Genomic DNA, 14103 nt, shown 5'->3' on the forward strand with positions numbered 1-14103 from the left:
CCAAGAATCACAAGGACAGGGAGCCAAATGACGGCAATTCAGTTGAGTGCCGTGCTTATAGGCCGATGAGTTGAGCGATCGGTAGGGAATTTCGTGACAGGCTATTCGTTTTCGAGCCCGCCATAGGACCGGACCAGCTTTGCCATCTCGTCGGCCGAGGCAGAGTCTTCGGCATCGAGCCCGCCAGCCACGCCGACGCGGTCGGCGACTGGGCGATTCTGGCTGACCTTCCACTTGCCCGATATTTCGGTGATCTCGATTTCGAAGCCGATGATGCCCTTGAGCTGCGACTGGACATAGCTCTCGGGCGCGTCTGTCACCGCCCATGGCGCCGGGCGTCCAGCCTCGTGGGTAGCGGTCAGTTCCGACACTTGTCTGGCGATCCAGGAGGTGTCGTCAATCACCCGAGCCCGGCCGCGCACCTGTACCATTGCGTAATTCCAGGTAGGCACGACTTTTCCGGTCTCGCGCTTGGTCTCGTACCAGGAGGGCGTCACATAGGTGTCGACGCCCTGGAAGACGACCAGAACCTGCGCATCCGGATTTTCGGCGATCTGGCGCCACTGGCCGTTGGCCTTGGCCATATGCGCCCGCAGCTTGCCGTGAGGCCCGAATTCCGCATCCAGCAAAAACGGCACGGCATTGGCTGTGATGCCAGCTTCCGCGCCGTTCGAGATGAGCAGGCCGAGCGGATGCGCGCGTATGAGGGCGTGCAGCACGTCCAGCCGCGTCTCGATGAAATGAGGGGGCTGGTACATGGCTGCTGTTCCTCTATCGGGTTACCGGAGACGCTTCGGGCGCGGGTCGGCCAGTTCGCCCGCCAGACGGCGGTCGAGATATTCGGCGCATTCTTCGATCAGCATCTCGCTGTGATTGGCGAAGAAGTGGTTGGCGCCGGCCAGGGTCTTCTGGGTGATGGTAATGCCCTTCTGCGTGTGCAGCTTGTCGACCAGGCCCTGCACATCCTTGGGCGGAGCCACCTTGTCGGCGTCGCCGTGGATGATAAGGCCGGAGGACGGGCAGGGCGCCAGGAACGAGAAGTCGTAGGTGTTTGGCTGCGGCGCGACCGAGATAAAGCCTTCGATCTCCGGGCGGCGCATCAGGAGCTGCATGCCGATCCATGCGCCGAAGGAGTAACCCGCCACCCAGCAGGACTTGGAATCGGGATGCAGAGCCTGGATCCAGTCGAGCGCAGCGGCGGCGTCGGAGAGCTCGCCCGTGCCATGGTCGAATTCGCCCTGGCTGCGGCCGATGCCGCGGAAATTGAAGCGCAGGGTGGTAAAATTCCGCTTCTGGAACATATAGAAGAGGTCGTAGACGATCTTGTTGTTCATCGTGCCTCCGAACTGCGGGTGCGGATGCAGGATGATGGCGATCGGCGCGTTCTTCTCTTTCGACGGCTGGTAGCGGCCTTCCAGACGACCCGCCGGTCCGGCGAAAATGACCTCAGGCATATATGACTCCACTTGACTCGCGCAAAACTTGACTGCCACCCGAAACAATTCTTTTCGCTGGCCTTGACGCGCGGTAGGCGTCTTCCTACAAGCTAGTTTAGAACTGTTCAAAACTCGATGGCTCGCCACGAGTTTGGCAAAGCGGGTAGATAGGACGTCTGGCCTTGTAATTTCAAGGAAATAACGTTTAGACCGCCCGAATATGAGCTAAGAGGACAAATCGAGCCCAAATGGCCGCCTCCCGCGCCTATCTCGATTACAATGCAAGCGCTCCGCTGCTGCCGTCAGTGCGTGAGGCGATGCTTGCTGCGCTGGATTCTTCGGCCAATGCTTCCTCCGTTCACAGCGAGGGGCGCGCCGCGCGCCGCATTATTGAAGCCGCGCGTCGGGACGTTGCCGCGCTGGTGGGCGGCAAGGCGGAGCACGTCGTGTTCACCTCGGGCGCGACCGAAGCTGCGACGACGTTGCTCACGCCCGACTGGCAGATGGGACGCTCGCCGCTGCGCATGGGCAAGGTCTATGTCAGTGCTGCCGACCACCCCTGTGTGCTGAACGGCGGCCGTTTTGGTGCGGAGAACACGGTGCGGATCGGTGTGGACGCCGATGGCATTGTCGACCTCGACGCGCTGGCCGCAGCTTTGGCTGCGCATGACAAGGCCGAAGGCCTGCCCTTGGTGGCAATCCATGCCGCCAACAACGAGACCGGCGTGATCCAACCGCTCGAAGAGATCGGCAGGATCGTGAAGGCGGCCGGCGGCGTCTTCGTGGCCGATGCCGTACAGGCCGCAGGGCGGATTCCGCTCGATGTTTCAGCTGGTTATGTCGATTATCTGATCCTGTCGTCGCACAAGATCGGCGGCCCGCAAGGCGCCGGCGCATTCGTGGCCTGCTCGGACCTGATGATGCCCAAGCCACTGATCGTCGGTGGCGGCCAGGAAAAGGGTTTTAGGGCCGGCACGGAAAACCTTCCTGCGATCGCCGGATTCGGCGCTGCTGCAAGGCAGGCACTGGCGGCGCTCCCGCACATGGATGAGGTCCGCGCGCTGCGTGACGAGATCGAGGCTTCGATCCTGTCGCTGGCGCCGGATGCGGAAATCTTTGGGCGAAGGGTCGAGCGCCTTGCCAATACGATTTTCTTCGCTATTCCCGGCATCAAGTCGGAGACGGCGCAGATTGGTTTCGATCTCGCGAGCGTTGCCCTTTCGGCAGGCTCGGCCTGCTCGTCGGGCAAGGTCGGTCCCAGCCATGTGCTGAAGGCGATGGGCCATGACAGGCCGGAGGGAGCCTTGCGGGTTTCCATCGGCCCGGCCACCACGCGAGCCGAGATCGCGCAGTTTACAGCGGCGCTGTCGGGCCTTCTGGCCCGGCGTGCCGGAAAGCCGCAAGCCGCGTAAGCGACTTGCAAACCGGTCCCTGGACCAAGGAGTCGGTGTGTCTTGGGAGCGCCTGCGGCGCTTCGGCGGGTGAATTCCCGGCCAAGATACACTATATGGAACTTACGCCGCACTGCGGTGCCATAGTTTGAAAACTGTCGGGCCTTGACCCCGGCGTGGATGGAGAACGCTTATGCCTGCTGTGCAGGATACGATCGATCGGGTCCGCAAGATCGATGTCGACCAGTATAAATATGGATTCGAGACCGAGATCGAAACCGACAAGGCCCCAAAGGGCCTGAACGAAGACATTATCCGTTTCATTTCCGCCAAGAAGAACGAGCCGGATTGGATGCTCGAATGGCGTCTGGGCGCTTTCCGCCGCTGGCTGACGCTCGAGGAGCCCACCTGGGCGCGCGTCGAATATCCGAAGATCGACTTCCAGGACATCCACTACTACGCGGCGCCGAAGAACCAGTCGGGTCCGAAGTCGCTGGACGAGGTCGATCCGGAACTGCTGAAGGTCTATGAGAAGCTCGGCATTCCGCTGCGCGAGCAGGAAATCCTTGCCGGCGTCCAGAAGGAGCAGCCGGGCGAGTTCGAGGAAGCGGGCGACAACGTCTACAAGTCCGGCCGCGTCGCGGTCGACGCCGTGTTCGACTCGGTCTCGGTCGTCACCACTTTCAAGGAAGAGCTGGCCAAGGCCGGCGTGATCTTCTGCTCGATCTCCGAGGCCATCCGCGAGCATCCAGAACTGGTGAAGAAGTATCTCGGCACCGTGGTTCCCACGACCGACAACTTCTACGCCACGCTGAATTCGGCGGTGTTCACCGACGGCTCCTTCGTGTTCGTGCCCAAGGGCGTTCGCTGCCCGATGGAGCTTTCGACCTATTTCCGCATCAACGAGAAGAACACCGGCCAGTTCGAGCGCACGCTGATCATCGCCGAAGAGGGGGCTTATGTCTCCTATCTGGAAGGCTGCACGGCCCCGCAGCGCGACGAGAACCAGCTTCACGCCGCCGTGGTCGAGCTGATCGCGCTGGACGATGCCGAGATCAAGTATTCGACGGTGCAGAACTGGTACCCGGGCGACGCCCAGGGCAAGGGCGGCATCTACAACTTCGTCACCAAGCGTGGCGACTGCCGCGGCAAGAACTCGAAGATTTCCTGGACGCAGGTCGAAACCGGTTCGGCGATCACCTGGAAGTATCCGAGCTGCATCCTGCGCGGCGACAACAGCCAGGGCAATTTCTATTCGATCGCAGTGTCGAACGGCTACCAGCAGGTCGATAGCGGTACCAAGATGATCCATCTCGGCAAGAACACCAAAAGCCGGATCATCTCCAAGGGCATCGCCGCCGGCTTCTCGCAGAACACCTATCGCGGGCAGGTTTCGGCACACCGCAAGGCAACGAACGCGCGCAATTTCACCAACTGCGACTCGCTGCTGATCGGCGACCAGTGCGGCGCGCACACCGTGCCCTACATGGAGGCCAAGAACTCCTCTGCCAAGTTCGAGCACGAGGCGACCACCTCCAAGATTTCGGACGACCAGAAGTTTTATGTCATGCAGCGCGGCATTCCCGAGGAAGAGGCGATCGCGCTGATCGTGAACGGCTTCGTTAAGGAAGTCATCCAGGAGTTGCCGATGGAGTTCGCCGTCGAGGCGCAGAAGCTCATCGGCATCAGCCTCGAGGGATCGGTCGGCTGACCGGAATTGCGAATTCAGGAAGAAGAAAAAGATGCTTGAAATCAAGAACCTGCATGCCCGCGTTGCCGAAACCGGCGTCGAGATTATCCGTGGGCTGAATCTCACCGTTCAGGACGGCGAGGTTGCCGCCATCATGGGCCCGAACGGTTCGGGCAAGTCGACCCTTTCCTATGTGCTCGCGGGCCGCGAGGACTATGAAGTTACCGAGGGTGAGATTCTTTATAACGGCCAGTCGATCCTCGAGATGGATCCGGCCGAGCGCGCTGCGTCGGGCATCTTCCTGGCCTTCCAGTATCCGATGGAGATACCGGGCGTGGCCACGATGGAGTTCCTGAAGGTGGCGATGAACGCCCAGCGCAAGGCGCGTGGCGAGGATCCGCTGTCGATCCCCGATCTCATGAAGCGCGTGAAGCACGCTGCCGGCGAACTCAGCATGGACCTCGGCATGCTGAAGCGCCCGCTCAATGTCGGCTTCTCCGGCGGCGAGAAGAAGCGCGCCGAAATCCTGCAGATGAAGCTTCTGGAGCCAAAGCTCTGCGTGCTCGACGAGACCGATTCCGGCCTCGACATCGATGCGCTGAAGATCGTGGCCGACGGCGTGAACCAGCTGCGTTCGCCCGACCGCTCAATCGTGGTCATCACCCACTACCAGCGCCTGCTCGACTACATCGTGCCGGATTCGGTGCATGTGCTCTACAAGGGCCAGGTCATCAAGTCGGGCGACAAGTCGCTCGCCTATGAGCTGGAAGAAAACGGCTATGCCGGGATCATCGAAGAGGCCGCGTGAGGGGAGCCATGAACGTCCAGATACAACCTCCGCGGACACCGGCCGAGGCGGCGTTGATCGACGCCTTCGGCGAGCGGCTGTCTCTCCTGCCGGGCAACGGCGAGGTGACGCTAAAGCGTGATGCGGCAATCGAGGCCATCAAGGCCGGCCTGCCGACGCGCCGTGTCGAAGCCTGGCATTACACGGACCTGCGCCGTCTGCTGACCGCTGTTCCGCCTTTCGACGCTACGGCGGCGGCCACGCCGGTCGCTCCGCTCATCGAAGGATCTCCGGTACTGGCGTTGCTCAACGGCACTGCCAGCAAGGCGGCCGCAATCGAGGGCGTCACGGTGTCGGCTGTCTCCGAAAAGCTCGGTGACGGCACCTATGCCCCGGCGCTGGGCCCCCAGGACGCAGACGACGCCATCGGCGCGCTGAACAGCGCTTTTGTAGCCGACGGCTGGCTGCTGAACATCGCTGACGGCACCGTGCTGGAGAAGCCGATCGAGCTGCAGAACGTGCAGGCCGGCGGCCAAGTCCATGCGCGGTTCGCCGTGAAGGTGGGCGCGGGCGTGACCGCTACCATCGTCGAGCGCCAGACAGGCACTGGCTCCGCGCTCGTCTCGTCGGTCGACAATCTGGTGGTCGGCGAGGGCTCCAACATCACCTGGGTGATCGTGCAGGAGCAGCCGGATACGGCGACCCATCTCGGCCAGTTCAATGCCTGGATCGGCAAGGACGCCAAGCTTACGCTGTTCGTCATGAATACCGGCGGCAAGCTGGTGCGGCAGGAAATCCGCGTCGTCACCAAGGGCCAGGGTTCGGACTTCCAGTTGCGCGGCGTCAACCTTCTGGCCGGCGACACGCACACGGACGTGACCATGGTGCTCGACCACGCCGTGCCGCACACCGGCTCGCGCGAGATCGTGCGCAACGTCGTCACCGACAAGGCGAACGGCGTGTTCCAGGGCCGCATCAACGTGCACCAGATCGCGCAGAAGACCGATGCGCGCATGGCATGCAACACGCTGCTGCTTTCGGACGAGGGCGAGTTCTCGACCAAGCCGGAACTCGAAATCTTCGCCGACGACGTGCAGTGCGGCCACGGCGCCACCGTCACCGAGATCGACCGCAACCATCTGTTCTACCTGATGGCGCGCGGCATCGACGAGAAGACGGCGCGCGGCCTTCTGGTCAAGGCATTCGTTGCCGAGGTGATCGAGGAACTGGAAGACGAGCCGGTGGTGGACGCGCTGGAAGCGCTTCTCCATAACTGGTTCCAGACGCACGGGTGAACCATGAATGCACCGGCGAATATCGTTGGGGGGTTTGATGTCGAGGCCGTTCGGCGCGACTTCCCCATCCTGTCGCGCGAGGTCTATGGCAAGCCGCTCGTCTATCTGGACAGCGGCGCCTCGGCGCAGAAGCCGCAGGCCATGCTGGATGCGGTCAACCATGCCTACACCAACGAATACGCCAATGTGCATCGCGGCCTGCATTTCCTCTCCAATGCCGCGACGGACGCGTATGAAAAGGCGCGCGAGACGGTTCGGCGCTTCCTGAATGCCGGGAGCGCCGAGGAGATCATCTTCACCAAGTCGACCACGGAGGCGATCAACACGGTCGCCTACGGCTTCGGCATGCCGAATATCGGCGAGGGCGACGAGATCGTACTCTCGATCATGGAGCACCACTCCAACATCGTGCCCTGGCATTTCATCCGCGAACGGCAGGGCGCCAAGCTGGTCTGGGTGCCGGTGGATGACCAGGGCGCGTTCCACATCGAGGAATTCGAGAAGCGTCTCACCGACCGCACCAAGCTGGTTGCGATCACCCACATGTCCAACGTTCTGGGCACGGTCACGCCGATCAAGGAGATCGTGCGCATCGCCCATGAGCGGGGCATTCCTGTTCTCGTCGACGGCAGCCAGGCGGCGGTTCACATGCCGATCGACGTGCGCGATCTCGACGCCGACTTCTACGTCTTCACCGGCCACAAGGTCTATGGACCGAGCGGCATCGGGGTGCTCTACGGCAAGCGCGAGTTTCTGGAGCGCATGCGCCCCTTCCAGGGCGGCGGCGAGATGATCCTCGAAGTGACCGAGGACAACATCACCTACAATGAGCCGCCGCACCGCTTCGAGGCGGGAACGCCGCCCATCGTGCAGGCGATCGGCCTCGGCGCGTCGCTCGACTACATGGAAAAGATCGGCCGCGAGGCGATTGCCGGGCATGAGGCCGACCTGAAGAACTACGCGCATGAACGCCTGCGCGCCATCAACTCGCTGCGCATCTTCGGCGATGCTCCGGGCAAGGGCGCCATCGTGTCGTTCGAGCTTCAGGGCATCCATGCGCATGACGTGTCGATGGTCATCGACCGGCAGGGCGTTGCGGTGCGCGCCGGCACCCATTGCGCGCAGCCGCTGTTGAAACGGTTCGGCGTAACCTCCACATGCAGGGCATCTTTCGGCATGTACAATACCCGGGCCGAGATTGATGTTCTGGCCGAAGCGCTTGAAAAGGCGCGCAAATTCTTCGGATGACGACGATGGACGATATGAGCGCTGCAGTCGAGAAACCTGCCGGGGAAGAGGGCGCCGGGTCGGCTTCGGCCATTCCCGCCGAGGAACTGGCACGTCTGACCGACGATATCATCTCGGCGCTGAAGACGGTCTACGACCCGGAAATCCCGGCCGACATCTACGAACTGGGCCTCGTCTACAAGATCGACATCGAGGACGACCGTTCGGTGAAGATCGACATGACCCTCACCGCCCCAGGCTGCCCCGTGGCGGGCGAAATGCCGGGCTGGGTGCAGAATGCCGTGGGTGCCGTCGAAGGTGTTTCGGGCGTCGAGGTCAACATGACCTTCGATCCGCCATGGACGCCTGACCGTATGTCGGAAGAGGCTCAGGTGGCCGTCGGGTGGTATTGATCGCCGCTTGCATGAAGCGCGAATCTTCACCATCCTGACCACATCAATATCCGGCAGGCCTTTAACCTGCCTGGCATGGAGACAGAAGAATGGGACGCTTTGCCGTCATCACCATGACCGAACGGGCCGCCGCCCGGGTCAACGAGATCGTTGAAGCCCGCGAGAACGCCAAGGGCATCCGCCTGGGCGTCAAGAAGGGCGGCTGCGCGGGCATGGAATATACGGTCGATCTGGTGACCGAGCCGAACTCCAAGGACGACCATATCGAGCGTGACGGCGCCCATGTCTATGTCGCGCCGGAGGCGGCTTTGTTCCTGCTCGGCACGGAGATGGACTTCGAGGTGACGACGCTGCGCACCGGCTTCACCTTCCGCAACCCGAACCAGAGTTCGGCCTGCGGCTGCGGCGAGTCGGTCGAGCTGAAGCCTGCCGACCTCAAGGCGCTAGCCGACGCGCGCGCCGGCGCTGCCTGACGGTCACTCCACCCAAAGCCCCTGCCGTTTGTGCCACCCGGCGATGGATTCGAGCGGGTACAACTCGAATGTGAGATCGCCGGGCCGGACGTCCGGCTCCACCCACGACGCCTTGTATTTCAGCATCAGATGCACGCGCTGCGGCGGCTTCGGCAATTCGCTGTCGATCACCGAGGCGAAAGGATGCACCAGTTCCGGCCAGTTCGGATCGTAGAGCCACAGCGCCGAGCCGCATTCACGGCAGAAGCGGCGCTCGCCGCTCGAAACTTCTGGCGTCGGCCGCTCCTCGTCGCAGATGGTCGCGCGGTAGAGGCCGAGATGCTTTTCGCCCTTCACCTTCAGCGTGTCCGAAATGGCGGCCAGATTGATCGTGTAGCCTCCGCCGCCCTCCTGCTTGCGACAGATTGAGCAATAGCAGAGTTGGTAGGGCACGGGCGTATGGCTTTGCACCTCGAAGCTGACAGCCCCGCAACTGCATGAACCCTTGAGCAGCATCGGCATCGGTGCTTTCCTCTTCCGGTTGGTTCGCTCACGCCGAATCTAGGGGAGTTGCACGATGACGGAAGCCGATATCGCCGACCTGTTTGCCGGTCTTGGCCCGGTCAGCGTGCGAAAAATGTTCGGCGGCAAGGGCATCTATTTCAACGGCGTCATCTTCGCCCTCGAGCTGCGCGGCGAGCTGATGCTCAAGGCCGATGCCGAGAGCGCGCCCGATTTCGAGGCCGCCGGATGCACGCAGTGGACATACACCGGTTCGCGGCACGGCAAGACGGTTGCGATGCCCTATTGGTCCGTGCCGGACGGCGCCATCGACGATCCGGAGGAAATGGCGATCTGGGCCCGCAAGGCCTATGAGGCTGGCCTGCGCGCCGAAAAGTAGGCGAGGGCGGAGGCCGCCGCCGGCCAGGCTCCGGCGCCTGCCTGCATTGGGCTGGTCCGAACCTGTGGGCTGGTGTATCTTTAAATTCTAATATGTCTGCCTGTACGGGCAGGCTTTGCGACCGACCGGCGACAGGCGACGAGCCGGTTTTTGGGTGTGCATAGGCTTTTGGACGCCTGAAAAATCCTCGCCATCCGTTTCGCCGCGCCGGTTGCCGGAGATGCGAAAGGAGACGGATATGGGCATTGCGCTGACGATGCAGGAATATCTGGAAGACAACCATGTCGCCTACGACGTGGCGCGGCATGGCAAGACCGGCTCGTCGGCGATGACCGCCCAGGCGAGCCATGTACCAGGCAACTCACTTGCCAAGGGCGTGGTGCTTAGATGGGACAGCAGCTATCTGCTGGCCGTGGTACCGGCCTCGACGCATGTCGACCTCGAAAGCGTTCGCAAGCTGGTGGGCGAGCGGGTGGAGCTTGCCTCCGAGGAGGAAGCAAGCACGCTGTTCCCCGATTGCGAAACCGGTGCGGTACCGATCTTCGGCGCGCCGTATCGCCTCGCTTGCGTGGTCGACGACCAGTTGGAGAGCCACGGCGACATCTACTTCGAGGGCGGCGACCATCGCACGCTGGTGCATGTGACGGGCGACGGCTTCCAACGGCTGATGTATGGCATGCCGCATGGCAGGATCAGCTCGTAGGATCGTCTCGAACCACGATATGAAAGGGGCCGGCAGATCGCCGGCCCCTCTTTTCTGCGAGATTGATACTTCAAAACCACACATGACCGGTACGTGGTTAACGGATTGAGGATCGACGCACTTGCGGGCTGGCCCGCGCTCTGATTCCTTGAGATTGTCCGCCGAATGAACTGATTCTCCGGTCCTGCTGCGTTTTTGCTCCGCGATGGACCGGCAGGGACAGGATCGAAGGCCACAGCCCAAGGAACAAGACCAAGAAATGACCACGCCCAAGAAGCCCGAAATCTCCGAAATGAGGCCGCGTCTGACCGTCATCGGCGTCGGCGGTGGCGGCGGCAATGCTGTCAACAACATGATCGCTGAAGGCTTGCAGGGCACCGAATTCATCGTCGCCAATACGGATGCGCAGGCGCTGACCATGTCCAAGGCGCCGCGGCTGATCCAGCTCGGCACGCATGTCACCGAGGGTCTTGGCGCTGGCTCGATGCCGGAGATCGGCTGTGCGGCCGCCGAAGAGTCGATCGACGAGATCATGGACCACCTGAACGGCACGCATATGTGCTTCGTCACCGCCGGCATGGGCGGCGGCACCGGCACGGGCGCAGCACCCGTGGTGGCGCGCGCGGCGCGCGAAGCCGGCATGCTGACGGTCGCGGTCGTGACCAAGCCGTTCGACTTCGAAGGCCGCCGGCGCCTGCAGGTTGCCGAGCGCGGTATCGAGCTTCTCCGCCAGTGCGCGGATACCGTCATCGTCATCCCCAACCAGAACCTGTTCCGCGTGGCGAGCGCCAAGACGACGCTGGCTGACGCCTTCGTCACTGCCGACCGCGTTCTCTATTCCGGCGTTTCCTGCATCACGGACCTCATCGTGAAGGAAGGCCTGATCAATCTCGACTTCGCCGACGTGAAGACGGTGATGAAGGACATGGGCCGTGCCATGATGGGTACCGGCGAGGCTTCGGGTGAGGGGCGCGCCAAGGCCGCCGCCGAAGCGGCAATCGCCAACCCGCTGCTCGACGAGGAATCGATGCGCGGTGCCAAGGGCGTGCTGGTCTCGATCTCGGGCGGCATGGACATGACGCTGTTCGAGGTGGACGAGGCGGCGACCCGCATCCGCGAAGAGGTCGATGACGACGCCAACATCATCGTCGGTTCGATCTTCGACCGCAATCTCGAGGGCAAGTTCAAGGTCTCGGTCGTCGCCACTGGCCTGGAAGGCCAGATGAGCCGGCAGCCGTTCTGACGAAAAAAGTGCCCGCTCAGCCCGTGATGTGGAAACGGGCGGGCACCACGTCGGGCTCGACCTCGCCGAATTCGACGGTGACGACGGTCGCCCCGGCCGGCCCGATCCACAGGCGCTCGAGCATATCTGCTATGGCGCCCTCTGAGCCGACCAGAAGCGCCACGACCGAGCCGTCGGGATCGTTGCGCACCCAGCCTGTCAGGCCGAGCCTTTCGGCCTCGCGCAGCGTCCACATGCGAAAGCTGACGCCCTGCACGCGGCCGGTCACTTGTGCCATTACCGCCTTGCGATGCTTTTCCAACGGTGCCTCCAGCGGCTTTCTGTGAAATCTGGAGCGCGACGTAGCAAGGGCAACAGCGATTGCAAGTGCCTTAGTCAGCGGGGAGCGCAGTTGGCGGCGCGACCTGCGCGGCAAGGCGGATGAGTTCGGTCTGCCGGGAAACACCTGTTTTCGCGAAGATGTTGTCGAGATGCGATCTGGCCGTCGTGACGGCTATGCGAAGATCGGCCGCGGTCTCGCCGAGTGTTCGTCCGATCAGCAGATTTGCCAGCACCCGCGTTTCGGATGGCGTCAGCCCATAGGCTGCGGCCAGTATCTCGGCCGTGTCGCGCTCGCTTGGTCCGGCGCCGACGAACACCGCCGCCACCGCCGCCGGCTGCAGGTGCGCACGCATATCGCTGCCGGTCATTGGCAACACATGTGCGAACACCGGGGGCGAGTTCATTTGGCTCAGGCTTATTGCAAGGCCCGTCCTGCCGATGCGCGTCTCATCCCGCGCAGCAAGGCCAATGGCCTTTCGCAGTTCCCGGCTGGCTGCAGGTTCCCTTGTCGACAGGACCCCGTGCACGTCCTCGATTGGGCCGTCATTGCGCAGAGAGTGTTGCGCGGACCGATTGGCGTGGAGAATTCTGCCGCGCTCGTCGGTGAGGATGACGCTGCATTTCAGCGCATCGAGCGCATCGGCCATTTGGGTCCGTTCGATCGTGCGTATTTCCAGCACATCGCTTATCGTCACCGCGCGTCGCAGATGCGGCAGGAGAAATTGGCCGATCTCCATCTCCCGCCCGGTGATGACGCCCTGCCGCTCGTTCCGGCCTATGCCCACCTCCGCAAGATGCGTTGGCGTATGGATGAGGAGGCAATGCATGACATCCACCAGGCCTTGCGGCTTGAGGCATTCAACGTAGTAGGGTGAGGTCACCAGATAGTCGCGGGACAGGACCCGGGAGGTAACGTAAGGCTCGTCCACGTTCGTTTGAAGGGCGAGCCACTCGGTCAGCCTGGCATTGATCTCGGGCGCATGCCTGTTGGTCTTCTGCTCGAGCAGGTAAGGGTCCCAGCCGGCCGCGCGGTTGATCAGGAAGCGCCCCTGGCGAAGGGTCGCTCAGGGACAGGGCAGCGGTGGAGGCGTTCAGCACATCGGCTATCTGGGCGAGGGTCAGTTCCCAGCGCGACGGGTCGAGAGCGCAGTCGTAGATCGAGCCGATCAGCGCGGATATGGCATTTCGTGAAAGAGCCTCCATGGCTGTGCACTCCCTCTGAGCGATGTTCCTCCGTCACTTCCGATGCAGAGCCCATGCCTCCGCCCGAAGCGAAGTTCTCCTGCAATTGCAGGATGTGCAAGTTGAAATCGCATGGACTTCTTCCTGGCGAGGCGAGCGTCGGCACCCTGACGGGGCCTGAATTGAGGGTGTGTTCAGCGCGCAACAGTAGCGCGCCGCGCCATAAAAGTTTTCGCGAAACACAATGGACAAAACTATTTTGGCAATGAAGACTAGATGTAGGCCAATATTGGAGATGTCTGCATGTCGTACCTCGATTTGCCCGCTCTTGAAGCTACTCCAGTAAGCACTGACCCGTTTCCTCATGTGGTCGTGCCCAAATTCGTCCAGTCCAAAAAACTCCCGGAGGTGATTGCGGACTTCCCGAAAGTTCCCGGCCCGGGGTCTCATCCGCCCAGCGAGCTTTCGATCAAGGGCGGTTTCAAGAACGTCGTCGACGAGTTGCTGGGCGACGGTTTCCGCACTGCGGTCGAACGCAAGTTCGGCGTCGACCTTGCCGGCAAGCCGACCATGTACACGGTGCGCGGCTATACCCGTCAGAAGGACGGCGGCATCCACACAGACAGCAAGACCAAGATCGTCACGGTGCTGCTTTACCTCAACGAGGCTTGGGACCCGGACGGCGGCAGGTTGCGGCTTTTGAGGAACGGCACCGACCTCGAGGACTACGCCGTGGAAATCCCGCCCACCGAGGGCAACATGCTGATCTTCCTGCGGTCGGATTCATCCTGGCATGGCCATAAGCCCTTCGCCGGCCGCCGCCGCGCCATCCAGCTCAACTGGGTGACCACGCAGGAAGTCGCCGACAAGGAACAAGCCCGCCACCGCTTTTCCACGCGGATCAAAAAGCTGACTTCGCTGGTGACCGGGCGAGGGGCGTGAGGCACCAGACGACCCGTCTCAGCCAAAGGACCTGCATAGCCCCTCTTGCAAATTCGGCCCGGTCTTGCGACCGGGCCGAATTCGTTTGGATATCCAAGCTAAGTCGTCAGTCAGCAGCAG

At 62.4% G+C, this 14103-nt stretch carries 16 protein-coding genes; 11 read left to right on the forward strand and 5 right to left on the reverse strand.

All coding sequences use genetic code 11. From position 1 onward, the window contains the following. Window positions 1–101: 101 nt before the first annotated feature. Complete coding sequence (locus C7I85_RS02505) at window positions 102–758, reverse strand: FMN-binding negative transcriptional regulator (protein ID WP_106722360.1); 657 nt, start codon at window positions 756–758, stop codon at window positions 102–104. Window positions 759–779: 21 nt separating this feature from the next. Then, complete coding sequence (locus C7I85_RS02510; protein ID WP_106722361.1) at window positions 780–1454, reverse strand: alpha/beta hydrolase; 675 nt, start codon at window positions 1452–1454, stop codon at window positions 780–782. Window positions 1455–1684: 230 nt separating this feature from the next. Here C7I85_RS02510 and C7I85_RS02515 point away from each other — a divergent pair, with 230 nt between their 5' ends. The 7 genes from C7I85_RS02515 to sufA all read left to right on the forward strand — a co-directional run bounded on the left by C7I85_RS02515 (window position 1685) and on the right by sufA (window position 8712). Further along, window positions 1685–2848: a cysteine desulfurase family protein gene (locus C7I85_RS02515; protein ID WP_106722362.1), complete on the forward strand. Its 1164-nt coding sequence runs from the start codon at window positions 1685–1687 to the stop codon at window positions 2846–2848. A gap of 172 nt (window positions 2849–3020) precedes the next feature. Continuing rightward, entirely contained in the window at window positions 3021–4538 is a 1518-nt protein-coding gene (gene sufB, locus C7I85_RS02520) for a Fe-S cluster assembly protein SufB (protein ID WP_106722363.1), read from the forward strand. 31 nt (window positions 4539–4569) lie between these two features. Beyond that, the gene (sufC, locus tag C7I85_RS02525; protein ID WP_106722364.1) at window positions 4570–5325 is read left to right on the forward strand and encodes a Fe-S cluster assembly ATPase SufC; all 756 of its coding nucleotides are present in this window, start codon (window positions 4570–4572) and stop codon (window positions 5323–5325) included. Between the two features lie 8 nt (window positions 5326–5333). After that, window positions 5334–6599, forward strand: coding sequence for a Fe-S cluster assembly protein SufD (sufD, locus tag C7I85_RS02530; RefSeq protein ID WP_106722365.1), 1266 nt, complete (start codon window positions 5334–5336; stop codon window positions 6597–6599). 3 nt (window positions 6600–6602) lie between these two features. Continuing rightward, the gene (locus tag C7I85_RS02535) at window positions 6603–7847 is read left to right on the forward strand and encodes a cysteine desulfurase (protein ID WP_106722366.1); all 1245 of its coding nucleotides are present in this window, start codon (window positions 6603–6605) and stop codon (window positions 7845–7847) included. Between the two features lie 5 nt (window positions 7848–7852). Continuing rightward, window positions 7853–8239, forward strand: coding sequence for an SUF system Fe-S cluster assembly protein (locus C7I85_RS02540; protein ID WP_106722592.1), 387 nt, complete (start codon window positions 7853–7855; stop codon window positions 8237–8239). Between the two features lie 89 nt (window positions 8240–8328). Next, window positions 8329–8712: a Fe-S cluster assembly scaffold SufA gene (gene sufA / locus C7I85_RS02545; RefSeq protein ID WP_106722367.1), complete on the forward strand. Its 384-nt coding sequence runs from the start codon at window positions 8329–8331 to the stop codon at window positions 8710–8712. A 3-nt stretch (window positions 8713–8715) separates the two neighbouring features. On the opposite strand, the gene C7I85_RS02550 is transcribed toward sufA, so the two are convergent. Further along, window positions 8716–9213: a GFA family protein gene (locus tag C7I85_RS02550; RefSeq protein WP_106722368.1), complete on the reverse strand. Its 498-nt coding sequence runs from the start codon at window positions 9211–9213 to the stop codon at window positions 8716–8718. A 55-nt stretch (window positions 9214–9268) separates the two neighbouring features. Between C7I85_RS02550 and C7I85_RS02555 the strand changes: the two genes are divergently transcribed. From C7I85_RS02555 to ftsZ, 3 genes are all read left to right on the forward strand, one after another. Beyond that, entirely contained in the window at window positions 9269–9592 is a 324-nt protein-coding gene (locus tag C7I85_RS02555; protein ID WP_106722369.1) for a TfoX/Sxy family protein, read from the forward strand. Window positions 9593–9830: 238 nt separating this feature from the next. Then, window positions 9831–10295, forward strand: a complete 465-nt coding sequence (locus C7I85_RS02560) for an aminoacyl-tRNA deacylase (protein WP_106722370.1) — start codon at window positions 9831–9833, stop codon at window positions 10293–10295. A 259-nt stretch (window positions 10296–10554) separates the two neighbouring features. Continuing rightward, a complete protein-coding gene (gene ftsZ, locus C7I85_RS02565) occupies window positions 10555–11538 on the forward strand; it encodes a cell division protein FtsZ (protein WP_106722371.1) in 984 nt (327 codons plus the stop codon). Window positions 11539–11554: 16 nt separating this feature from the next. Here the strand turns inward: ftsZ and C7I85_RS02570 are convergent, their stop codons facing one another. After that, the gene (locus C7I85_RS02570; protein ID WP_106722372.1) at window positions 11555–11839 is read right to left on the reverse strand and encodes an acylphosphatase; all 285 of its coding nucleotides are present in this window, start codon (window positions 11837–11839) and stop codon (window positions 11555–11557) included. A gap of 70 nt (window positions 11840–11909) precedes the next feature. Then, window positions 11910–12788, reverse strand: a complete 879-nt coding sequence (locus tag C7I85_RS02575) for a helix-turn-helix transcriptional regulator (protein WP_106722373.1) — start codon at window positions 12786–12788, stop codon at window positions 11910–11912. 556 nt (window positions 12789–13344) lie between these two features. Between C7I85_RS02575 and C7I85_RS02580 the strand changes: the two genes are divergently transcribed. After that, on the forward strand, window positions 13345–13983 hold the full coding sequence (locus C7I85_RS02580) for a 2OG-Fe(II) oxygenase (RefSeq protein WP_106722374.1): 639 nt from the start codon (window positions 13345–13347) through the stop codon (window positions 13981–13983). Window positions 13984–14103 lie beyond the last annotated feature (120 nt).

The organism is Pseudaminobacter soli (ex Li et al. 2025) (genome assembly GCF_003012705.1).
Lineage (GTDB): Bacteria > Pseudomonadota > Alphaproteobacteria > Rhizobiales > Rhizobiaceae > Pseudaminobacter > Pseudaminobacter soli.